We start from the raw sequence: 22,528 nt of genomic DNA, 5'->3' as shown, positions 1-22,528 counted from the left end.
ACGTTTCAATAATATTTGTATAGTTGGCATATGGAACAACGCACCGCCATCACTGTCTTCGAGTCACTCTCCTCCGGGGTCCGCCTGGATGTGTTCCGCTTGCTGGTCCGCATGGGCCAGGAAGGCATGGTCGCCGGGGACATCGCCACCACGCTGGAGGTGCCCCCCACCAACCTGTCGTTTCACCTGAAGGCGTTGACCCACGCCGGTCTGGTCACGGCCACCCAGGAGGGGCGCTTTCAGCGCTACCGCGCCAACCTCACGTTGATGTCGGAGTTGATCGCCTACCTGACGGAAGAGTGCTGCGCAGGGCAAACCGAGTTGTGCCTACCGGTCGATCCGCAGGCGATCTGCAAGTCGTGCTGACAGATTCCCTCCTCAGTGAAGTTCGTCATTTTGCCCATCATTTTGATAATTCAAGGAGTTTGAAAATGAAGTCGATTCAAGTGTTTGACCCGGCCCTGTGCTGCAGCTCCGGTGTGTGCGGGGTCGAGGTCGATCAGGCGCTCGTGACCTTCGCGGCCGACATCGACTGGGCACGCCAGAACGGCGCCCAGATCGAACGTTTCAACCTGGCCCAGCAGCCGCTGGCCTTTGCCGAGACGCTGGCCGTCAAGAACTTCCTGGAGCTGTCGGGGCAGGAAGGCCTGCCGCTGACCCTGGTCGATGGCCAGATTGCCCTGGCCGGCCGCTACCCTTCGCGCGACGACCTGGCCCGCTGGGCCGGCATCACGACCAACGCCGCGCCGACGACAGGCGGATGCTGCGCAGGCAGCCGTTGCTGCTGAGCGAGGCCGGAGCACGCCATGCAGTTTCTGGATCAGCCGCCGCGCTTTCTCTTCTTCACGGGCAAGGGGGGCGTGGGCAAAACCTCGCTGGCCTGCGCCACGGCCGTGCGCTTGGCCGAGGCCGGGCGCCGTGTGTTGCTGGTGAGCACCGACCCAGCGTCCAACATCGGGCAGGTGTTCGGCGTCCAGATCGGCAATCACATCACCGCCCTGCCCGCCGTGGCGGGGCTGTCGGCGCTGGAGATCGACCCGCAGGCCGCAGCGCAGCTCTACCGCGACCGCATCGTGGGGCCGGTGCGCGGCGTGCTGCCGGAGCCCGTGGTGAAAAGCATCGAAGAACAACTCTCAGGTGCCTGCACCACCGAAATCGCTGCGTTTGACGAGTTCACCGGCCTGCTGGTCGAGTCGCCCCTGACCCAGGACTTCGATCACATCGTGTTTGACACGGCCCCCACCGGCCACACCATCCGCCTGCTGCAACTGCCGGGGGCCTGGAGCGGTTTTCTGGAAGCCGGCAAAGGGGACGCCTCGTGCCTGGGCCCGCTGGCCGGATTGGAGAAACAGCGCACGCTGTACAAGGCGGCGGTCGAGGCCCTGGCTGATCCCAGCCGGACGCGACTGGTGCTGGTGGCCCGTGCCCAAGGCGGCGCCTTGCGCGAAGCGGCCCGCACGCATGACGAACTGGCCGCCGTCGGTCTGACGCGACAGCATCTGGTCATCAATGGCCTGATGCCCGCCCGCGAAGGCGAGCAGGATGCGCTGGCCGCCGCGATCCAGGCGCGAGAAGCCGCGGCACTGGCCGATCTGCCCCCATCGTTGCGCGACTTGCCACGCGATGACGTCGCGCTCCAGCCCTTCAACCTGGTGGGGCTAGACGCCCTGAAACACCTGCTGTCCGACGCATCCCCCGCCCCCGTCGACACCGCGTCCGTGGTCCTGCCAGAAGTCGACCAGGCTGCGCGCCTGTCATCCCTGGTGGACGACATCGCCCAGGACGGACACGGCCTGATCATGCTGATGGGCAAAGGCGGTGTGGGCAAAACCACGCTGGCGGCTGCCGTGGCGGTCGAGCTGGCCCACCGTGGTCTGCCCGTACACCTGACCACCTCCGACCCGGCTGCGCACCTGACCGAAACCCTGCAAGGCAGCTTGGACAACCTGACCGTGAGCCGGATCGACCCGCACGAGGTCACCGAGCGCTATCGCCAGCAGGTGCTGGCCACCAAGGGCGCCAAGCTGGACGCGCAAGGGCGCGCCATGCTGGAAGAAGACCTGCGCTCGCCCTGCACCGAGGAAATCGCCGTCTTCCAGGCCTTCTCGCGCATCATCCGCGAGGCTGGCAAGAAGTTCGTGGTGATGGACACCGCGCCCACCGGGCACACCTTGTTGCTGCTGGACGCCACCGGCTCCTACCACCGTGACATCGTGCGCCAGATGGGCGACACGAACGTGCACTTCACCACGCCGATGATGCAGCTGCAGGACCCGAAGCAGACCAAGGTGCTGATCGTGACCCTGGCGGAAACCACCCCGGTGCTGGAAGCCGCCAACCTGCAGGCCGACCTGCGCCGCGCCGGCATCGAGCCCTGGGCCTGGGTCGTCAACAACTGCGTGGCCGCCACCCAGCCGCAATCGGCCCTGCTCCAGCAGCGCGCCTGCCACGAGCTGCGCGAGATCGACCTGATTCGCACCCAACACGCGAAGCGCCACGCCATCGTGCCCCTGCAACAGCAAGAGCCGGTGGGCGTGCAGCGCCTGCTGGCCTTGTCCGAGCTTTCCCCTCTTCCTGACCTCACCCCTTCTGGAGCCTGACATGGCTGACAAGATCCACAACGTGCTCTTCGTGTGCACGGGCAACTCCGCCCGCTCCATCATGGCCGAGAGCCTGCTCAACGGTCTGGCACCCCATCGCTTCACCGCTTGGTCTGCTGGCAGCCACCCCAAAGGCCAGGTGCACCCCTTGGCCCTGCAGGTGTTGACCCACCTGAACCTGCCACACGAAGGTCTGCGCAGCAAGAGCTGGAACGAGTTCGCCGGCCCCGATGCCCCGCCGCTCGACTTCGTGTTCACCGTGTGCGACAACGCCGCTGGCGAAGTCTGCCCCGTGTGGCCCGGTCAGCCCGTCACGGCCCACTGGGGCGTGTACGACCCCGCAGCGGTCACCGGCACCCCGGCGCAGCAACAACACGCTTTCGAGGAAGTCGCCCAGATCCTCAAGCGTCGCATCGACTTGATGCTGTCACTGCCCCCTGAGAAGCTGGCTTCGCTTTCCATCCAGGCCGACCTGCAGGCCATCGGCAAACTCTGACGCTCCCGAGCCCACCATGACCACCCACGTCCTGATCCTTTGCACCCACAACTCGGCACGCAGCGTGCTGTCCGAGGGCATGCTCAACCACCTCGCCGCCCAGCTCGGCAAGGATGTGAAGGCGCACAGCGCCGGCAGCGCGCCCAGCGGTCGCCTCAACCCCTTCGCCATCGAAGCCCTGAACCGCGCCGGCATCGACACCTCGGCCTACCGCAGCAAGAGCTGGGACGAGTTCACCACGCCCGACGCGCCCCCGCTGTCCATCGTCATCACCGTGTGCGACAGCGCCGCGGCCGAAACCTGCCCGGTGTTCTTCGGCGGCAACGGCCACCCGGTCAAGGTGCACTGGGGCTACCCCGATCCATCCAATGCCGAAGGCGGCGACGAGGGCAAGCGCCGTGCCTTCGAGCTGACCCGCCAGGCCATTGGCTACAAGATGCTGCAACTGCTGTCCCTGCCGCTCGATGCGATGAGCCGCGACGCCTTGCAGGCCGCGCTCGACGACATCGCGCGCAGCTGAACCACACACAACACGGAGTTTTCCAAAATGGGACTGTTTGAACGTTATCTGACCGTGTGGGTGGCCCTGGGCATCCTCGCGGGTGTGGGCCTGGGCCTCTTGAGCCCCGATGCCTTCCAGGCGATCGCTGCGCTGGAATACGCCCAGGTCAACCTGGTCGTGGCCGTGTTCATCTGGGTGATGATTTATCCGATGATGATCCAGATCGACTGGGGCGCCGTCAAAGACGTGGGCAAGAAGCCGCAAGGTCTGATCCTGACCTTGGTGATCAACTGGCTGGTCAAGCCCTTCACGATGGCAGCCCTGGGCGTGCTGTTCTTCCAGTACGTCTTTGCGCCTTGGGTTGATCCGCAATCGGCCAGCGAGTACATCGCCGGCATGATCCTGCTGGGCGTGGCCCCCTGCACCGCCATGGTGTTCGTGTGGAGCCAACTGGTCAAGGGCGATGCCAACTACACGCTGGTGCAGGTGTCGGTGAACGACCTGATCATGGTGGTGGCCTTTGCGCCCATTGCCGCTTTCCTGCTGGGCGTCACCAACGTGACCGTGCCTTGGGAAACACTGGTGCTGTCCACCGTGCTGTACGTGGTGCTGCCCTTGATCGCCGGCATGGCCACCCGCCATGTGCTGGCGCGCCGCTCCAGCCATGCCGTGGCCGACTTCACAGCCAAGCTCAAGCCCTGGTCCATCGTGGGCCTGATCGCCACCGTGGTGCTGCTGTTCGGTTTCCAGGCCGGCACCATCGTGGCCAAGCCGGGCGTGATCTTGCTGATCGCCATTCCGCTCACCCTGCAGACCTACGGCATCTTCGCCATCAGCTACCTGGCCGCACGCTGGATGAAGCTGCCGCACAACGTGGGCGGCCCCGCCTGCCTGATCGGCACGTCCAACTTCTTCGAGCTGGCCGTGGCCGTGGCCATCTCGCTGTTCGGCCTGAACTCGGGCGCCGCGCTGGCCACCGTGGTGGGTGTGCTGGTAGAAGTGCCGGTGATGTTGTCACTGGTGGCCATGGTCAATCGCAGCAAGGGCTGGTACGAACAAGGACAATGCGCAGCATGAGCGACACCATCATTTATCACAACCCCAAGTGCGGCACCTCCCGCAACACCCTGGCCCTGATCCGCAATGCCGGCATCGAACCGCAGGTGATCCTGTATCTGGAGACCCCGCCCAGCCGCGATCAACTGGTGAAGCTGATCGCCGACTGCGGCCTGAGCGTGCGCGAGGTGCTGCGCGCCAAGGGCGACCTGTATGACGAGCTTGGCCTAGCCGACCCCAAATGGACGGACGACGAGTTGCTGGACTTCATGGTGGCCCACCCCATCCTGATCAACCGCCCCATCGTGGTCACGCCCAAGGGCACGGCCCTGTGCCGCCCGTCGGAGAAGGTGCTCGACATCCTGCACCAACCTCAGCAAGGCGCTTTCAGCAAGGAGGACGGCGAAGTCGTGATCGATGCACAAGGGCAGCGCCGTGTCTGAGCCGTCTGCCGCCCTGCCCGAGCTGCCCCAGGTCGCGGCCGAACACTTCCGTGTGCCCGACCCGGCGCTGCTGCGTCCTGCCCAGCCTACCACGCACGCCCCGCGCATCCTGATGCTCTATGGCTCGCTGCGTGAGCGCTCCTTCAGCCGCCTGCTGACCGAAGAGGCGGCACGCCTGCTGCGGGCGATGGGGGCCGAGGTCAAGATCTTCAACCCCAGCGGCCTGCCGCTGCCCGATGACGCCCCCGAGTCGCACCCCAAGGTGGCCGAACTGCGCGAGTTGACCCAGTGGTGCGAAGGCATGGTCTGGTGCTCCCCCGAGCGCCACGGGGCCATGACGGGCATCATGAAGGCGCAGATCGACTGGATCCCCCTGAGCGTAGGCGCTGTACGGCCCACCCAAGGCAAGACGCTTGCCGTGATGCAGGTCTGCGGCGGCTCGCAGTCCTTCAACGCCGTCAACCAGATGCGGGTGCTGGGCCGCTGGATGCGCATGATCACGATCCCCAACCAGTCCTCGGTGGCCAAGGCCTTCATGGAGTTCGATGACAACGATCGCATGAAGCCCTCCAGCTACCACGACCGGGTGGTGGATGTGATGGAGGAACTGCTCAAGTTCACCCTGCTCACGCGCGACATCAGCCCTTATCTGGTGGATCGCTACAGCGAGCGCAAGGAGAGCGCCGAAGCCCTGATGAAACGGGTGAACCTGCGCTCGATCTGAACGCCCCTGGGAGGCACCGAGGACTAGAATGAAAACTTCGATGCTCCCCGTTGAGGGTGACACATGGAACTGCTGCTGACACTGCTGCACGGCGGCGCCGGAAGCCTGGCGTCCTACTTGGCGGCCCACGTGTTGCTGTGCCTGCTGCCAGCCTTCTTCATCGCCGGCGCCATGGCCGCGCTCATCCCGAAAGCCAGCATCACACGCTGGCTGGGGCGGCATGCCCCCGCCCATGTCTCCTACCCTGCTGCGGCCCTGGCGGGCTCTCTGATTGCAGTCTGTTCCTGCACCATCGTGCCGCTGTTCGCCGGCATCTACCGCAAAGGCGCTGGCATCGGCCCGGCGGTCACCTTCCTGTTCTTCGCGCCGGCGGGCAACATCATGGCGCTGGCCTACACCGGCAGCATCCTGGGCGTGGAATTCGCGCTGGCCCGTCTGGTGCTGTGCCTGCTCTTTGGCATTGGCATCGGCCTGCTGATGGCGCAGATCTTCTGGCAAGACGATGCCCAGCACGACAGCGAAACCGACACGCTGTTCGCCGACCAGGCCACCATTGCCCCGGCGGCACTGGGCGTGCTGCTGTCCTTGGTGGCGCTGCTGATTGCGGGCACCCTCAAGCTGTGGCCGCTCACAGCCACGTTCGCCAGCATTGAGCTGCCCGTTTCTGGGGCACAAGCCTGGCAGACCACCTTGTTCAATTGGCTGCCGTTTGATGCCAGCAAGGGCGAAGAAGGGGTGAGCTTGCAGGGCTCCCTCCTGATCGGCTTGCTGCTGCTGATCAGCGCCACCGCCTGGCGGGGCCTGGAAGACATCATCGAAGGCGCCAACCGCTGGACGTGGACGGCGCTGGGTTTGGCGGCCCTCACCTTGCTGGTGGCATCGCTTCAACTCAAGCCCACCCCTGAAGGCCTGATGGTGGGCCTCACCGGGCGGATCATTGGTGTGGCGCTGGCGATGGGCGCCACTTGGCACTTTGCGCGCCAGTTGCCAGCCGACGACTGGCGAAGCTGGCTGTGGGAGGCCTGGCGCTTCGTCAAGCAGATCTTCCTGTTGCTGGTCGTCGGGGTGTTCATCGTCGGCATGGTGCGCGAGGTCATCCGCCCCGAATGGATCGAGGCCCTGGCAGGCAGCAACACCGTCCTCGCCAACGCCGTCGCCGTCGGGTTCGGCGTCTTCATGTATTTCCCCACCCTGGTGGAGGTGCCCGTGGCCCGCATGTTCCTGGACCTGGGCATGCACCCTGGCCCCCTGCTCGCCTACCTGATGGCCGACCCCGAACTCAGTCTGCAAAGCATGTTGATGGTGGCGGCCGTGATTGGTCGCCGCAAGACGGCTGCCTATGTGGGCCTGGTGGCCCTGTTCAGCGTGTGCGCTGGCCTGACCTTTGGCACCTGGGTTGATGGTGCGCGCTGGACCGCCGCGGGCCTGGCCAGCGGACTCTTCCTCGCCGTGTTGCTGCTCACCCGTGCTTGGGTGCGTCTGCATCCGTCCGCGCCACCGGCCAACTGACTGAGACCTCTCCAAACACAAGGAATCGCCATGCTGACGGTCAAAATCCTGGGATCTGGCTGTGCCAATTGCAAGAAGCTTGAAGCCGTGGCGCGTGAAGCCGCAGCACAGGCAGGCGTCGAGGCCGAGTTCGTCAAAGTGACAGACATGAACGACATCTTGTCCTTCAACGTCATGTCGACGCCTGCGCTGGTCATCAATAACAAAGTCGTCAGCAGCGGCCGTATTCCCAGTCTGGCCGACATCCAGAAGTGGTTGACGGCCTGACTCACGGCATCATTGGACTGTCCTGAGTCTTCCACAACGTACCGATATGCCCTACCTGCTGCAAGTTGACTTCCCTTACGAAGGCCCCTGGGGCGAAGAGATGGCTGCAGCCATGTCCGGTCTGGCCCAATCCATCGCCGAGGAACCAGGTCTGATCTGGAAAATCTGGACCGAGAACCAGGCGACCCAGGAGGCCGGTGGCATCTACCTCTTTCAAGACCAGCCCAGTGCCGAAGCCTATCTGGCGATGCACACCCAGCGTCTGAAGGGTTTCGGTGTGCCGCAGGTCAATGGCAAGATCTTTGCCGTGAACGATGCCCTCTCACGGATCGACCGTGCCCCATTGTGAACGTGCCTGTCAGCCAGGCACCTCAACTTCCACCCGCTTGACACCCTCTCACCACCCGGACAGCCCCAATTGAACATGTCGGCAGCATTACGCATCAGTTTGATCTACTTGCTGCTGGCCAGCGCCTGGATCTGGCTGTCTGACTCTTTCGCGCACCTGCTGCCCATCCCGACATGGTGGTCAACGGACATTCAAACCCTCAAGGGTGAACTGTTTGTCACCCTCACCGCTGGCCTGCTGTACTGGCTGATCCGCAGGGAGGAGCGTCGTCAGGAAGAATTACAGGCGGAGTTGCGTCAAACACGCGCCCGGCTCGAGCACTTTGTGGATGTCAGCCCCGCGGTCATCTATGTGTTTGAAAAGCAAGATGCGCACCCCAGATTGCGGCTGTCCTACCTCAGCGCGAACATCGAGCGCCTGACAGGGTTCAGTGCCACGCATTTTTTCCAGCACCCCGCCACGGCCGCCGAACGCTTGCACCCAGATGACCAGGCACGTGTGCGAGAACACCTGCGCCGTGCTGCCGACGACGGCACCGAGCTCAATCTCCAGTACCGCTGGCTTCACAGCGACGGGCAGTATCGCTGGATCGAAGACCGCGCCACCATCAATCGCAATCCCATGACCGGCAAGACCGAACTTGTGGGCAACTGGCGCGACATCAGCCAGTCCAAACAAGACGAGTTGCGCCTGCAAGCCGCGGAGGAGCGCTGGCGCTTTGCCATTGATGGCAGCGAAATCGGGCTGTGGGACTGGAACGTGCCGGACAACACGGTGTTCTTCTCCACACGCTGGAAGACCATGCTGGGCCACGAAGACAGCGAGATCGGCAATGCACTGTCGGAGTGGTCGTCACGCGTCCACCCAGACGACCTGCCTGCGGTTCAGGCTGACGTCGAGAAGCTCCTGAGCACCCCACATGCACAGTACAGCAACGAACACCGCGTCCGGTGCAAGGATGGCAGCTACATCTGGATCCTGGACCGTGGCAAGGTGGTCGAACGCAACGAGCAAGGCGATGCCGTTCGCGTGATCGGCACCCACACCGACCTGAGCGCGCTCAAGCAACGCGAGGCGGCGCTCGATCTGCACGCTGGCGTGTTCATGAACAGCCTGGAAGGCATCGTGATCTGCGGACCCGATCAACGCATCGAATCCGTCAACCGCACGTTCACCGACATCACTGGCTACACCGCCGAAGAAGCGATCGGGCAGCAGCCCTCGTTTCTCAGTTCAGGTCGCCATGACACCGACTTTTACCGGCAGATGTGGCAGCAGATCGAACAAACCGGGCGCTGGCAGGGAGAAATCTGGAACCGACGCAAAGGCGGTGAGGTCTACATCGAGTGGCTCACCATCAACGTCGACCACGCACCAGACGGCAGCGTGCGTCACTACTACGCCATCTTCAGCGACATCAGCGAACGCAAGGCCAATGAAGAAAAGATCCGGCACATCAGTCAGCATGACACCCTGACCAACCTGCCCAACCAGTCGGTGCTGAGAGACCGTCTGGGCCTGGCTTTGGCCCACGCACAGCGCAATCAGGAACCGCTGGCTGTTCTGTTCATGGACTTGGACCGCTTCAAGATCATCAACGACTCGCTCGGCCCCACGGCCGCCGACGCCTTGTTGGTCGAGGTGGCGCATCGTCTGACCCAGACCGTCCGGCACCAGGACACGGTGTCACGCCAAGGCGGCGACGAGTTCACCTTGCTGCTGCCCGAGGTGGATGCCGCCGACGCCGCCCACGTGGCCCAGAAGCTGCTGAAGTGCTTTGCCGAGCCCTTCCAGGTGTCCGGCCAGCAATTGGTGGTCACCCCCTCGATTGGCATTGCCGTCTACCCTGCCGATGGTCATGAGATCGACACCCTCTTGCAAGCCAGCGACATGGCGATGTACCGCGCCAAAAGCGACGGCGGCAACACCTTCCGCTTCCATACTGCCGACATGCACCAGCGCGTGAGCAAGACCTTGCGGCTGGAAAACGACCTGCGCAAGGCCTTGCGGCAAGGCGAACTGCTGCTGCACTTCCAGCCCCAGGTCTCGTTCACCAGTGGCAAAGTCGTCGGCTGCGAAGCCCTCGTTCGCTGGCAGCACCCGGAAACGGGCCTGATGCCGCCAGCCGAGTTCATCCCTGTCGCCGAAGACAGCGGTCTGATCGTCCCCATTGGCGACTGGGTGCTGTACGCCGCCACCCGTCAATGCCGGGCCTGGCAACTCGCAGGCCTGCAGGAACTGGTGGTGGCCATCAACGTCTCCACGGTTCAGTTCCGGCAAGATGACTTCGCCCAATCGGTGCAGCACGCCCTTACAGTCGCCAACCTCGCACCGCGCTTCCTGGAAATCGAAATCACTGAAAGCGTGATGGCCGACAACCCGGAGCGCGCCATCCGCACGATCCGCCAGCTTCACGACTTGGGGGTTCAGTTGTCGATTGACGATTTCGGTACGGGCTACTCGTCGTTCTCTTACCTCAAACGCTTCAAGATCCACAAGCTCAAGATCGACCAAAGCTTTGTGCGTGATCTGAACACCGATGGCAACAGCGCCTCGATCGCGCAGGCCATCATCTCCATGGCCCACAGCCTGGGCCTGTCCGTGATCGCCGAAGGGGTGGAAACGCCCGAGCAGGCTCATTGGCTGGCCACCCACCAATGCAATGAAGCCCAGGGCTATCTGTATGCCCGCCCCATGCCAGTGAATCAGTTCGAGACCTGGCTGGGGCAATACACAGCGCGCTGAGGCCTGCGGCTCACAGCCCGAAACGGGCGCCCGCGCCCAGCAAGGTGGCCACGCCCAACACCGCAAAGATGCCTGCGGCGATGGTATGCACCAGCTTCATCGGGATCTTGTTGGCAAGCTTGTCGCCCGCAAACACGGCGGGCACGTCGGCAATCAGCATGCCCAGCGTCGTGCCGATCACGACCATCACCGGCGCGGCGTAGTGCGCCGCCATGGCCACCGTCGCGAACTGGGTCTTGTCTCCCATCTCGGCCAGGAAGAAGGTCACCAGGGTGGCACCGAACACGCCCAGGCGCTGCGCGATGTGCGTTTCTTCCTCTTCGATCTTGTCGGGAATCATCGTCCAGATGGCCATGCCGATGAAGGAGGCGCCCAGCACCCAGCGCAGCACTTCGGGCGTGAGCGTGGCCGTGATCCAGGCACCCAGCGCCCCCGCCAGACCATGGTTGACGATGGTGGCGGCGAGGATGCCAGCAATGATGGGAAGGGGTTTCTTGAACCGCGCCGCGAGGATGAACGCGAGCAGCTGCGTTTTGTCGCCGATTTCAGCCAGGGCGACCACGCCGGTCGAGACGAGAAGAGAGTCCACACATGCTCCAAGGCCGGATCAGAGACGATTGACCACAACGCATCTCCGGCCTGAAGGGAGGCGTGGTGGTCAAAGGTCTTGCCAAGCTTGCAAACCGCTTGCGCCATGTCCTGCGGGACAAGTGTGTTGACGCAAGCCTCTTTGGGATCTGCTCGAACCAAAGAGAGGCTACTCCCCAATGACGGGCGCCATCATAGCAGCCCGCGTGGCCCTCGACGACGCAATGATGTCATCCGGTAACATCGCGCCCTTGCGGCCACTGCGCCGCCCGCGACCGCCCCCCCCTCACGCCCCTATGAAACTTTCGTCCCTGCGAGCCGATGTCCTGGCCGGCATCACCACGGCCTTTGCCCTGGCGCCCGAGTGCATCGCCTTCGCGCTGGTCGCGCACATGCACCCCTTGATGGGCCTGTATGGTGCCTTCATCATCTGCACGATCACGGCCCTGTTTGGCGGCCGCCCGGGCATGATCTCCGGTGCGGCAGGCTCCATGGCCGTCGTCATCGTGGCGCTGGTGGTGCAGCACGGGGTGCAGTACCTGCTGGCCACCGTGCTGCTGTCGGGTCTGATCATGGCCCTGTTTGGCCTGTTCAGGCTGGGCAAGCTGGTGCGCATGGTGCCCCACCCGGTGATGCTCGGATTCGTCAACGGCCTGGCCATCGTCATCGCCCTGGCCCAGCTGGAGCATTTCAAGCACGACGGGGCCTGGCTCAGCGACGCCCCGCTGCTGTGGATGATCGGCCTGGTGGCCCTGACCATGGCCATCGTCTACCTGCTGCCGCGCCTGACCCGTGCCGTGCCTCCTGCCCTGGTGGCCATCGTTGGTGTGGGGGTGCTCGTGTCGGCGTTGCAACTGCCCACCCGCACTCTGGGCGACATGGCCCACATTGCTGGCAGCCTGCCGGTGTTCCACTGGCCCGAGGTACCCTGGAACCTGGAGACGCTGCGCATCATCGCGCCCTATGCCGTGCTGATGGCCCTGGTGGGGCTGCTGGAAACCTTGCTGACGCTGAACCTGACCGACGAGATCACCGAAAGCCGAGGCTATCCCGACCGCGAGTGCGTGGCCCTGGGCGCTGCCAACATCGCATCAGGTCTGTTTGGGGGCATGGGCGGCTGCGCCATGATCGGGCAAACCGTGATCAACCTCAGCTCGGGCGGGCGCGGGCGCCTGTCTGGCGTGGTGGCGGGCGTGATGATCTTGCTGTTCGTGCTGCTGCTCTCGCCGCTGATCGAGCAGATCCCCCTGGCGGCCTTGGTAGGGGTGATGTTTGTGGTGGCCCAGCAGACCTTTGCCTGGGCCTCGCTGCGGGTGATCAACAAGGTGCCCCTGAACGACGTGCTGATGATCGTGGCCGTGACCGCGATCACGGTGCTGACGGACCTGGCCACCGCGGTGCTATGCGGCATCGTGCTGGCCGCCCTGAACTTCGCGTGGGTGCAAGGCCGGGCACTGTACGCCGACAGCCACATCGAGCCCGATGGCAGCAAGCTGTACCGTGTGCGCGGAACCTTGTTCTTCGCCTCGGTCACGCCCTTCCTGCAGCAGTTTGACGCGGCCAACGACCCGCCCAAGGTGACGCTGGACTGCGCCCACCTGAGCTTTGTCGACTACTCGGCCATTGCCGCCCTCAAGACCTTGCGTGAACGCTATGCCAAAGCTGGCAAGCAGTTGAAGGTGGTACACCTGTCAGCGCGATGCCGGCAGCTGCTCAGGCGGGCTGGCGTAGCGGCAGTGACGCGGGATTGATCTGCTCGGCCTCAGCCGAACCACACACCACCCACCAGCACCGACAGAGCCACAACCACCACCGGCGACACCCTCCCGAACACCAGCAGGCCATACGCCGTCAGCGCCAATGCCACATCGGCGGAGGAATGGATGGCGCTGGTCCACACCGGGTCGTACAGCGCCGCGCCCAAGATCCCGACCACGGCAGCATTGACGCCCGCCATCGCCCGCTGGATGCCATCGCGCTGGCGCAGGCTTTCCCAGTAAGGCAAGGCGCCGGCCACCAGCAAAAACGATGGCACGAAGATGGCGGCCAACAAGGCCAGCCCGCCGAGCCAGCCCCCTAGCGGCGAGGGCATGACCGCCCCCAGAAACGCCGCAAAACTGAACAAGGGCCCGGGCACGGCCTGCGCAGCACCATAGCCTGCCAAGAAGACATCGTTGCCCACCCAACCGGCCGGCACGACACTGGCCTGCAGCATGGGCAAGACCACGTGACCACCGCCGAACACCAGCGAGCCCGCCTGGTAGAAACTCGCCAACGCCGACCACAGGTAGGAATCTGACCACGCCGCCACGGCTGGCAAGGCGAGCAACAGCAATCCACACAGGGTCAACAAGACCGCCCCGGTGGTGCGGCTCACCCCGCCATCCTGATGCTGTGCCGCCGGAAGATGCGGAAGTGCCAGCACCCGCCACCCGATCAAACCGCCCAGCACCAGGACCAGGATCTGGATGAACGGTGATGGCAGCAGCCACACCATCAAGGCCGCACCAATGGCCACGCCCGCACGCAAGCGGTCGGGGCACAAGGATTTGGACATGCCCCACACGGCCTGGGCCACCACGGCCACGGCCATGACCTTCAAGCCGTGCACCACACCCGATGCTTCCCAACCGGCCCCGCTGAGCACGCCAAATGCGAACAGGATCAGGGCCAAGGCCGAGGGTACGGTGAAACCGACCCAGGCAGCCAGCGCGCCCCACCAACCCGCACGCCGCAGGCCCAGCGCCATGCCCACCTGGCTGCTGGCAGGGCCAGGCAGGAACTGGCACAAGGCCACCAGGTCAGAGTAGCCCTTCTCGTCCAGCCACTGACGGCGTACAACGAACTCGTCGCGGAAGTAGCCCAGGTGTGCCACCGGGCCGCCAAACGAGGTCAGGCCCAGTTTGAGAAAAGCGAAAAAAACTTCAAGTGCCGAGCCCTGTCGACGCGTCATGGCGCCCGGCTGGGAATCAAGTGGATGGGACATGGTGCCTCACAGATCGGCGCATGGTAGCGCCCTCAGGTGACAGTTCGTCAGCCGCCCGACTGGGGCTGCAGCGCGATCACAGCCATGCCCATCAAGGCCAGGCCCGCCCCCAAGGCATCCCAACGCGTCAGCGCAACGCCATCGACCCAGTGCAACCACAGCAAGGCCACGGCGATGTACATGCCGCCATACGCCGCATAGGTTCGCCCTGCCGCGCTGGGATGAAGCGTCAACAGCCAGGCGAACAAGCCAAGCGACACCGCCGCCGGCGCCAACAGCCACAGGCTACGCCCCTCCTTGACGACCAGCCACGGCAAGTAGCAGCCGACGATCTCGGCCAGTGCCGTCAAGGCGAACAACAGGGTCAGGCGCAGGAGTTCCATGAGACTTGAGGGAAATGGCTGATGAGGCTTACACCTCCAAGCGAATACAGACCCGCGACGATACCAGAGCTCAAAACCAGGTCATTTCGACACATCTTGGGTCACCCTGACTTGAATTCCATGCCAGTCAAATCGACTCTTTGCAACGCAAGTTGTTGATTCATATCAAAAACGCATTGGCATGTGTATTGCGCTGAAGCAGCGTGGTTCATTTGTTTTGATATTGGCTCTGGGGGCTCTCTGCTGTGGATACGGCTTTCATACTTCTGTCAGCGTTTGTGCTGTCGTTTGTTGCGCTATTGGTTTTCATCTGGTCGCAAAGTCAAGGCTTGTTTGACCGTCGTGCCAGTGGGGCAGAAATCATCTTTGCGCCAGGTGAGATCGGTCACATCGAAGAGCCGGCTGTATCGCGGCAACAGCAGGGGCAATTGCAGTCTGCGATGGAGGCAGGGGTGCGAAGCGGTACGCAGGCCGACGCGCAGTCGCTGCTTGATCGTGCACAGGCGGACGCCTCCACAGCGCCCCTGGTGCTCTTTCTCTTTTGCTGCGCCGTGGTTTGGTTGCTCGTTGCCTCGGCAGCAGGCTTGACCGCCTCGGTGAAATTACATGAGCCAGATTGGCTGGTGCAGCAAGCGTGGCTGACGTTCGGGCGCATCCGCACCCTGCATCTGAATGCCGTGGCGTATGGATGGGCCCCGATGGCCGGCCTGGGCATCGCGATGTTCGTCATTCCGCGCTTGTTGAAGCGCCCTCTCATGGGAGCGCGCTATGCCATGCTGGGAGCCGTGCTGTGGAACGCCGCATTGATCACTGGATTGGGCAGCGTGGCGGTGGGCATCAGTGACGGCATGGAATGGCTGGAGATTCCATGGCAGATCGACTTGCTCTTCGCCGCAGGCGGGGCATTGATGGCCATGCCCTTGATTTACACCTTGGTCAACCGACGCGTAGAGCACCTGTATGTGTCGGTCTGGTACATGGCCTGTGCACTGTTCTGGCTGCCGGTCTTGTTCATCGTCGCCAAGATCCCTGGGCTGCACCAAGGAGTACAGCAAGCCGCGGTGAACTGGTGGTTCGGCCATAACGTGCTGGGCTTGTTCTACACGCCCCTGGCGCTGGCATCGGTCTACTACTTCTTGCCCAAAGTGATCGGCCGTCCGATCCAGTCCTACAACTTGTCTTTGCTGGGCTTTTGGGGGCTGGCGTTTTTCTACGGCCAGGTCGGTGGACACCATCTGATTGGCGGCCCAGTCCCGCAATGGATGGTCACCCTGTCGATCGTTCAGAGCATGATGATGATCATTCCTGTGCTCGCCTTCACAGTCAACCAGTACCAGACGCTGCAAGGAAACCTGAGGGCCTTGCGGTACTCGCCTACCTTGCGCTTCATTGGCGTGGGCGGGCTGATGTACACGGTCAGCTCGATCCAGGGTTCATTTGAAGCCTTGCGCAGCATGAACGCCGTGACGCACTTCACCCACTACACCGTGGGCCATGCGCACTTGGGCTTGTATGGCTTTGTCAGCTTCGTCTTCTTCGGCGCCATGTATTTCGTGCTGCCGCGCATCACCGCGCGAGAGTGGCCGTATCCACGGCTGATCTCGGTGCATTTCTGGCTGGCCTTCATCGGCATTGGCATCTACTTCGTCAGTCTGACGGTGGGCGGGTGGCTACAAGGGTCGGCCATGCTGGACGCCAAGCAATCGTTCATGTCGTCCGTGGCCATCACCTTGCCATATCTGCGCGGCCGCAGCGTCGGCGGTGGACTCATGGTGCTCAGCCATCTGGTGTTTGCATGGCATTTCATGTCCCTGGTGCTGCAACGCGGCCCCCAGCGACAGGGTGCAGCCGTTCTCTCTGTGCAATGGCAAAAGGGAGGCGTGCAATGAGAAGCGAGTTCAAGCTGCTGACTGGCGCCATGGTCATGCTCAGCCTGTCGACCAGCGCCTTGGTGGTCGTCCCCTACCTTCAGGTGCGAGACACCGCTCCCGCCGAGGGGCTCAAGCCCTACACCAGTGCTCAGTTGCGCGGCAGAGCGGTCTACATCGCCAATGGATGCGTCTATTGCCATACCCAGCAGCCACGCGCAAAGGGCTTTGGGCCCGATCTGGCTCGGGGTTGGGGCCGCGCCACGGTCGCAGCGGATTACGCCTACGACCGCCCTCACCTGCTGGGCACCATGCGAACCGGCCCGGATCTGATGAACATCGGCGTTCGTCAACCCAGCGAGCAGTGGCATCTGGGGCACCTGTATCAACCCCGCGCCTATGTACCAGGCAGCATCATGCCCAGCTACCCCTTCTTGTTTGAACTCAAATCCAGCGATCAGGTCACTGCCGACGAAGTCCAGGTACAACTCCCTCCCGGACAGAACGCCCTCGGCAAGGTAGTGGTGGCTCGCCCTGAGGCGATGGACCTCGTGCGCTATCTGCAATCGCTTGATCGCAGCTACCCCGTATCGCCTGAGATGTCCCAGCAGGGAGGCCGGCCATGAATCACCTTCCACCGTCTTCACCGCAACAGCGCGAACATGAGGAACCCCACGAACACAACGGCGCCTTGCCCGGGTATGTCGCAGGCTTGGTGATCGCGCTGATGTTGTTCGGCATCGTGTACCTGTGGCGCACCACCATCAGCGCACCGCCAGAATGGGGCGACGGCCGCACGGCTGAGGAGCTCCAGGGACCGTCTGGCGACAGCGCAGGAAGCGTTGATGGCAGCGCCATCTTCAGCGCCCGATGCGCCGCGTGTCATCAGGCGACCGGTGCGGGCCTGCCGGGCGTGTTTCCACCTTTGGCAGGTTCGGAATGGGTCCAGGGTGACAGCCAGACCCTTGCGGCAGCCGTGCTGCATGGCATCAACGGCCAGCTGACGGTCAAGGGTCAAGTCTATGCAGGCGTCATGCCCGGTTTCGCGGCCCAACTGTCTGATGCCGAGCTGTCTGCCGTTTTGACCCACATTCGCAAGAGTTGGGGCAACCATGCCGCCCCGATCAGCATTGACCTCGTGGCACGTGTGCGCAAAGCCACGACCACGCGTGCCGAGTCCTATCGCGGCGACGCCGAACTGCATCAGCTGAAACTGGCACCATGAGCCTCTGTGCACGCCCAGCTGACAGCGCTGCCGCCACAGAACGTGGCCGACGCTTCAGTGGCATGCTCTGCGTGGTCTTGCTGACGCTGTTCACCTATGGCGTGTGGCGCCTGACGCACGGGCTGACCATCTGGACCTTCGATGACTGGCGACAAGAACAGATCGTCGAGGGATCCTTACAGGCTCAGGCTGTGAGCGTCAGGGGGCCTTCGCCATCCTGGCTGTGGTCACCCACACGTGCAGACGCCGGCGGTCAGGTCTATCTGGTGGACTTCATTTACACGCGCTGCCCCACGGTCTGCCGTGCTTTGGGAAGCGAATTCCAACAGATACAGACCGCCTTGAGGGAGTCCGCCGCCCCTGAAGCAAAGCGGGTTCGATTGGTCTCCATGTCTTTCGATGTGAGTCGAGATGATGTGCACGCGCTCAAGCAGTTCGCGGCACAGATGCATGCGGAGCCACGCTGGTGGCAACTGGGCGTCCCTGCTTCGCAGGCCGATGCCAATGCCTTGCTGCGGTCTCTGGGGGTGGTGGTGATACCCGATGGCGAGGATGGCTTCGTGCACAACGGTGCCATCCATGTGCTGGACGCACAAGGACGCCTGCGTGGCTTGTACGAGCCCGGCCAGTGGCGACAAGCCCTGGATGCGGCCTACCGTTGGGCTGGCCGGCCGGCGGGAGCGCCGTTGTGAGCAGGGCATGGCTGTGGGCGCCACGTACGGGCAAAGCGCTGGTCGTCATCGCGCCACTGTGCCTGTGCTGGCCCACTGTGCGACACCTGATCGAGAGTCGCATGTCCCTGCACATGCTGCTGGAATTTCCCATGCTCCTGGCCTCGGGCTGGGCCGCCCTGCAATCGCTGCGCCGGCATGCTTCGGGCGCCGGCATCAACAAGGTACTGAACCAACTCGACCCGCAGGGGTGGGTGGGGGCCACGGCAGCCACTTGCGTGTCCATCTTCTGGATGCTCCCCCTGGCGCTGGACGCCACCCTCATGTCCCCGGAGATGGCAACGATGAAGTATGTCAGCTGGTGGGCGGTCGGAGGGCTGTTGTGCCACAGCTGGCAGCGAATGGCCCCGGAAGTCCTGTGGTTCTTCATCGGCAACCTTGCCTGGATGAGCGCAACCGCGGGCATGTTGTATCTGGATACCCCGTCCCGTCTGTGCGTCAACTATCTGATCAATGACCAGCGCCACACCGGGATCGGCCTGGTGCTGCTCGCCCTCTTGCTGGGCGTGGTGGCTTGGTGGCAAACCTGCCACCGCGAACGCGCCGGCTGCGTGGCCAGCTCAGATTGACGACGTCGATCGGTGCGTCCTCTTTTCGTAGAGCCCGTAGCGCTTGGCCAAGCGCGTCAGGTTGGCCCGATCCATCTGCAATGCACGCGCTGCACTGGCCCAGTTGTGCGCATGTTGTGCCAACGTGGTCTGCACCAGATTGCGCTCGAAAGCCTCGACCGCCTGCCTCAGGCCCTGGGGCGAGGCGGCATTGGACGAGCTGACGCTGGGCGTCGCCGCCTGAGCTTCTTCGCTTGTTGCATGTGATGAATGAGACCCTCCGTCCCGCAAGCCGAGATCCTCGACGGTCAAGGTCAGAATGCGCGGACGTGTAGGGTAGCGGCCCAAGGCGCGCAACACGCTGCGCCCGATCAGATGTTCCAGCTCGCGCACATTGCCAGGCCAGTCATAAGCCAGCAAAGCGGCTTGTGCTTCCTGATCGAGTCGCAGCCCACCCAAGTGCAAACGCACGCGGTTCTCCTCAAGGAAAAAGCCGCTGAGCAAGAGAATGTCCCGCCCGCGCTCCCTCAAGGCCGGCACTGCCAGGGGGTAGACGCTGAGCCGGTGATAGATGTCTGCCCGCATGCGCCCCGCACGCACCTCGGCGGCCAGGTCACGGTTCGTCGCAGCGATCAATCGCACGTCAACGTGATGCTCCCGGTCGGAGCCCAGTCGCTGCAGCTGGCCACTTTGCAGCACACGCAGCAACTTCGCCTGGACGGCCAAAGACAACTCGCCGATCTCGTCGAGAAACAGGGTTCCCCCATCCGCCAATTCGAACTTGCCTTGTCGCTCACTGACGGCGCCTGTGAACGCGCCACGTACATGCCCAAACAACTCACTCTCGACCAAGGTGTCTGGCAGGGCCGCACAGTTCAAGTGCGTATTCCGGTCCAACGTGACCGTTGATTCCGGCGGATCGTGACCGCCGATTCTGGTTCATCGTGACCGGCCATTCTGGTCGAACGTGACCGATTTTTGCACCTGACCGGAATCTCGGTCACGATGCCGGAATCACCGGTCACGATGCCAGCATGGCGTCGTATGCCACCGTGATGGTGTTGCGCAAGTTGTCTCACCCAATGCAGTTAGCCTGCCCAGTTTTTTGCTGGAGCCGGCATGCCTGCACCAAGGATTCACATGCGCAAGATCAAGGACGTTCTGCGTCTCAAACTCGATGCTCGGCTCTCGCACGAGCGTATCGCCGCCGCCCTGGGCATCTCCAAAGGCGTGGTTACCAAGTACGTCGGTTTGGCCTCGGTCGCAGGTCTGGATTGGCACTCCATCCAGCCCCTGGACGAGACCGCTTTGCAGCATCGCCTGCTGGCACCGCCGCCACGGCCGCAGCACTTCGTGCACCCCGACTACGCCCAGATTCACAAAGAACTGCGCCGCAAGGGCATGACGCTCATGCTGCTGTGGGAGGAGCACACCCAGCAGCACCTGGACGGTCATACGCACTCCTACTCGCAGTTCTGCGAGAACTACCGCCGCTACGCCAAGACACTCAAACGCTCGATGCGCCAGACCCACCGCGCAGGCGAGAAGCTGTTCATCGACTTTGCAGGTCCCACGATCGAGTTGGTGGACGGCAGCCGTGCCCACATCTTCGTGGCCGCTCTGGGCGCTTCGAGCTACACCTTTGCGTGTGCCACACCGCGCGAGACCATGGCCGACTGGCTTGATGGCTGCGCCCGCGCCCTGACATTCATCGGTGGGGTGCCCCAGCTCATCGTGCCGGACAACCCCAAAGCCCTCATTGCCAACCCCAACCGCTATGAGCCTCGCGCCAACGAGACGGTGGAGGACTTCGCTCGCCACTACGGCACCTCGATGCTACCGGCGCGGCCCTATCACCCGCAGGACAAGGCCAAGGTCGAGTCTGCCGTGCAAGTTGTCGAGCGTTGGATCCTGATGCGACTGCGCCACCAACGCTTTGCGAGCGTGGACGATGTCAACGAGGCCATCGCGCCGCTGCTGGAACAACTCAACAACAAGGCATTCCAGAGGTTGCCTGGCAGCCGAGTCAGCACGTTTGCAGAGTTGGATGCGCCAGCACTGCAAGCCTTGCCTCTGCAGCCCTGGGAATTCGCCACCTACAAGACCGTGCGCGTGCACATTGATCACCACGTCGAGATCGAGGGGCATCGCTACAGCGTGCCGCAGTCCTTGGTCGGGCTGGTCCTGGAGGCACGCATCACCACGCGCGGCGTGGAGATCGTCCACCGTGGTCAGCGTGTTGCCGCTCATCTGCGCTGTCTCCACAAGGGGGGCTTCACCACCGTGGCGGAGCACATGTCGGCAGCGCACCGCGCGCATCGGGAGTGGACCCCTGAACGCCTGATTCACTGGGGCGGCACCATTGGTGTGGCCTGTGCCAGCACCGTCCAGCGTCTGCTGGAGGAGCGACGCCATCCCGAGCATGGCTACCGCGCCTGCCTGGGGCTGCTGTCACTGGCCAAGAAGTACGGCAAGCCCCGACTGGAAGCCGCTTGCCTCATCGCCCTGGAGCTCGGCACCGTCAAGTACAGGCACGTCAGCGACATTCTGGCAAACGGCCGGGATCAGGTGCCCGCCACGACCGCCACCGACTGGACCAGCCCGCACCATGCCCACGTTCGTGGCCCCGGTTACTACCAGTGAACAGACAGGATTGCACCATGATGATGAACACGACTTTGAACCAGCTGCGTGAACTCAGGCTGATGGGCATGCTCACAGCCCTTGATGAGCAACTGACGCAGGCCGGCATGAGCGCTGTCAGCTTTGAAGAACGCATGGCTCTGATCGTCGAGCGCGAGCTCCATTGGCGCCACGACAAGCGGCGTGCACGCCTGCTCAAAGAGGCCAAGCTGAAGTACCCCCAAGCCGCCATTGAGGACATCGATACACGAGCTGGACGCGGCCTGGATCGCAAGGCTGTCATGAGCCTGGCCTTGGGTGATTGGATCGACAGCGGCCACAGCGTGCTGATCACCGGCCCCACCGGAGCTGGCAAATCCTGGCTGGCTTGTGCGCTGGCCCAGCACGCCTGTCGCCGCGGTCGCTCTGCCTTCTACCAACGTGTGCCACGTCTGAGCGAAGAGCTGCGCATCCGTCACGGCAATGGCACCTTTGGCAAGTGGCTCATCCAGTTGGCCAAGACCGATGTCCTGTTGCTGGACGACTGGGGCATGGCTGGGCTGGACAACCAGGCCCGCGCTGACTTGCTGGAGATCATCGACGACCGAGCTGCCAGCAAGGCCACCATCATCACCAGTCAGCTGCCCATTGAACACTGGCATGCCTGGGTCGGTGACGCCACGATTGCCGACGCGATCCTTGATCGCCTGATGCAGCGAAACCACCGATTCACTCTGACCGGTGAGTCCCTGCGACAAAAGCCCAAACCCACGAAAAAGGAGCCCGACTCAGACCCATCGTGACCGACACCCCTACAATTTGAACGCGCAACACCTCACACGGTGCAACCGGTCACGATGGGCCGGAATCGTCGGTCACGTTCGCC

23 protein-coding genes, 1 pseudogene and 1 riboswitch are annotated in these 22,528 nt (G+C 63.4%); of the genes and pseudogenes, 20 read left to right on the top strand and 4 right to left on the bottom strand.

Going from position 1 to position 22,528, the window contains the following annotated elements; genetic code table 11:
• Positions 1–30: 30 nt before the first annotated feature.
• The 12 genes from WIT60_RS13660 to WIT60_RS13605 all read left to right on the top strand — a co-directional run bounded on the left by WIT60_RS13660 (position 31) and on the right by WIT60_RS13605 (position 10,691).
• Positions 31–366, top strand: a complete 336-nt coding sequence (locus WIT60_RS13660; RefSeq protein WP_320364308.1) for an ArsR/SmtB family transcription factor — start codon at positions 31–33, stop codon at positions 364–366.
• 65 nt (positions 367–431) lie between these two features.
• Positions 432–788, top strand: coding sequence for an arsenite efflux transporter metallochaperone ArsD (gene arsD, locus WIT60_RS13655; protein ID WP_339584440.1), 357 nt, complete (start codon positions 432–434; stop codon positions 786–788).
• An 18-nt stretch (positions 789–806) separates the two neighbouring features.
• A complete protein-coding gene (arsA, locus tag WIT60_RS13650) occupies positions 807–2,600 on the top strand; it encodes an arsenical pump-driving ATPase (protein WP_339584439.1) in 1,794 nt (597 codons plus the stop codon).
• Between the two features lies 1 nt (position 2,601).
• On the top strand, positions 2,602–3,096 hold the full coding sequence (locus WIT60_RS13645; protein ID WP_339584438.1) for an arsenate reductase ArsC: 495 nt from the start codon (positions 2,602–2,604) through the stop codon (positions 3,094–3,096).
• A 16-nt stretch (positions 3,097–3,112) separates the two neighbouring features.
• Positions 3,113–3,616 carry an arsenate reductase ArsC gene (locus WIT60_RS13640; protein ID WP_339584437.1) on the top strand — a complete coding sequence of 168 codons (504 nt, stop codon included), beginning with the start codon at positions 3,113–3,115 and terminating at the stop codon, positions 3,614–3,616.
• A gap of 27 nt (positions 3,617–3,643) precedes the next feature.
• On the top strand, positions 3,644–4,675 hold the full coding sequence (gene arsB, locus WIT60_RS13635; protein WP_339584436.1) for an ACR3 family arsenite efflux transporter: 1,032 nt from the start codon (positions 3,644–3,646) through the stop codon (positions 4,673–4,675).
• Complete coding sequence (gene arsC, locus WIT60_RS13630) at positions 4,672–5,097, top strand: arsenate reductase (glutaredoxin) (RefSeq protein WP_339584435.1); 426 nt, start codon at positions 4,672–4,674, stop codon at positions 5,095–5,097. The genes arsB and arsC overlap by 4 nt, the downstream gene beginning before the upstream one ends.
• Positions 5,090–5,821, top strand: a complete 732-nt coding sequence (gene arsH, locus WIT60_RS13625) for an arsenical resistance protein ArsH (protein ID WP_445207704.1) — start codon at positions 5,090–5,092, stop codon at positions 5,819–5,821. Before arsC ends, arsH begins: the two co-directional genes overlap by 8 nt.
• Positions 5,822–5,884: 63 nt before the next feature.
• Complete coding sequence (locus WIT60_RS13620) at positions 5,885–7,330, top strand: permease (RefSeq protein WP_339584433.1); 1,446 nt, start codon at positions 5,885–5,887, stop codon at positions 7,328–7,330.
• Positions 7,331–7,360: 30 nt separating this feature from the next.
• On the top strand, positions 7,361–7,597 hold the full coding sequence (locus WIT60_RS13615; protein ID WP_339584432.1) for a thioredoxin family protein: 237 nt from the start codon (positions 7,361–7,363) through the stop codon (positions 7,595–7,597).
• A 46-nt stretch (positions 7,598–7,643) separates the two neighbouring features.
• Positions 7,644–7,946 carry a monooxygenase gene (locus WIT60_RS13610; RefSeq protein ID WP_339584431.1) on the top strand — a complete coding sequence of 101 codons (303 nt, stop codon included), beginning with the start codon at positions 7,644–7,646 and terminating at the stop codon, positions 7,944–7,946.
• A gap of 75 nt (positions 7,947–8,021) precedes the next feature.
• Complete coding sequence (locus WIT60_RS13605) at positions 8,022–10,691, top strand: sensor domain-containing protein (RefSeq protein ID WP_339584430.1); 2,670 nt, start codon at positions 8,022–8,024, stop codon at positions 10,689–10,691.
• A 10-nt stretch (positions 10,692–10,701) separates the two neighbouring features.
• Here the strand turns inward: WIT60_RS13605 and WIT60_RS13600 are convergent, their stop codons facing one another.
• On the bottom strand, positions 10,702–11,280 hold the full coding sequence (locus WIT60_RS13600; RefSeq protein WP_339584429.1) for a TMEM165/GDT1 family protein: 579 nt from the start codon (positions 11,278–11,280) through the stop codon (positions 10,702–10,704).
• A gap of 2 nt (positions 11,281–11,282) precedes the next feature.
• Positions 11,283–11,469, bottom strand: a riboswitch (yybP-ykoY riboswitch).
• Positions 11,470–11,575: 106 nt separating this feature from the next.
• On the opposite strand from WIT60_RS13600, the gene WIT60_RS13595 reads away from it, so the two are divergent.
• Positions 11,576–13,030, top strand: coding sequence for a SulP family inorganic anion transporter (locus WIT60_RS13595; RefSeq protein ID WP_339584428.1), 1,455 nt, complete (start codon positions 11,576–11,578; stop codon positions 13,028–13,030).
• 11 nt (positions 13,031–13,041) lie between these two features.
• Here the strand turns inward: WIT60_RS13595 and chrA are convergent, their stop codons facing one another.
• Together chrA and WIT60_RS13585 are read right to left on the bottom strand one after the other, a co-directional pair.
• Positions 13,042–14,265 carry a chromate efflux transporter gene (gene chrA, locus WIT60_RS13590; RefSeq protein WP_339584427.1) on the bottom strand — a complete coding sequence of 408 codons (1,224 nt, stop codon included), beginning with the start codon at positions 14,263–14,265 and terminating at the stop codon, positions 13,042–13,044.
• Positions 14,266–14,312: 47 nt separating this feature from the next.
• Positions 14,313–14,648, bottom strand: coding sequence for a YnfA family protein (locus WIT60_RS13585; RefSeq protein ID WP_339584426.1), 336 nt, complete (start codon positions 14,646–14,648; stop codon positions 14,313–14,315).
• Between the two features lie 245 nt (positions 14,649–14,893).
• Here WIT60_RS13585 and WIT60_RS13580 point away from each other — a divergent pair, with 245 nt between their 5' ends.
• The 5 genes from WIT60_RS13580 to WIT60_RS13560 are packed head-to-tail and all read left to right on the top strand — an operon-like array spanning position 14,894 to position 19,041.
• The gene (locus WIT60_RS13580) at positions 14,894–16,537 is read left to right on the top strand and encodes a cbb3-type cytochrome c oxidase subunit I (RefSeq protein WP_339584425.1); all 1,644 of its coding nucleotides are present in this window, start codon (positions 14,894–14,896) and stop codon (positions 16,535–16,537) included.
• Entirely contained in the window at positions 16,534–17,142 is a 609-nt protein-coding gene (locus WIT60_RS13575) for a cbb3-type cytochrome c oxidase subunit II (protein WP_339584424.1), read from the top strand. Before WIT60_RS13580 ends, WIT60_RS13575 begins: the two co-directional genes overlap by 4 nt.
• Entirely contained in the window at positions 17,139–17,741 is a 603-nt protein-coding gene (locus WIT60_RS13570; RefSeq protein WP_339584423.1) for a c-type cytochrome, read from the top strand. Before WIT60_RS13575 ends, WIT60_RS13570 begins: the two co-directional genes overlap by 4 nt.
• Entirely contained in the window at positions 17,738–18,433 is a 696-nt protein-coding gene (locus tag WIT60_RS13565; RefSeq protein WP_339584422.1) for an SCO family protein, read from the top strand. The genes WIT60_RS13570 and WIT60_RS13565 overlap by 4 nt, the downstream gene beginning before the upstream one ends.
• Entirely contained in the window at positions 18,430–19,041 is a 612-nt protein-coding gene (locus tag WIT60_RS13560) for a hypothetical protein (protein WP_339584421.1), read from the top strand. Before WIT60_RS13565 ends, WIT60_RS13560 begins: the two co-directional genes overlap by 4 nt.
• On the opposite strand, the pseudogene WIT60_RS13555 reads toward WIT60_RS13560, so the two are convergent.
• Positions 19,033–19,899, bottom strand: a pseudogene (locus WIT60_RS13555) (sigma 54-interacting transcriptional regulator); the annotation flags it as partial. The gene WIT60_RS13560 and the pseudogene WIT60_RS13555 overlap by 9 nt on opposite strands.
• A gap of 240 nt (positions 19,900–20,139) precedes the next feature.
• Between WIT60_RS13555 and istA the strand changes: the two are divergent.
• Both istA and istB read left to right on the top strand, forming a co-directional pair.
• A complete protein-coding gene (gene istA / locus WIT60_RS13550) occupies positions 20,140–21,663 on the top strand; it encodes an IS21 family transposase (RefSeq protein ID WP_339582727.1) in 1,524 nt (507 codons plus the stop codon).
• Between the two features lie 17 nt (positions 21,664–21,680).
• Positions 21,681–22,445, top strand: a complete 765-nt coding sequence (istB, locus tag WIT60_RS13545) for an IS21-like element helper ATPase IstB (protein WP_339582728.1) — start codon at positions 21,681–21,683, stop codon at positions 22,443–22,445.
• The last annotated feature ends 83 nt before the right edge of the window (positions 22,446–22,528 follow it).

It is taken from the genome of Aquabacterium sp. G14 (assembly GCF_037482285.1).
GTDB lineage: Bacteria > Pseudomonadota > Gammaproteobacteria > Burkholderiales > Burkholderiaceae_C > Aquabacterium.
This window is presented reverse-complemented; position numbering and strand designations above follow the sequence as displayed.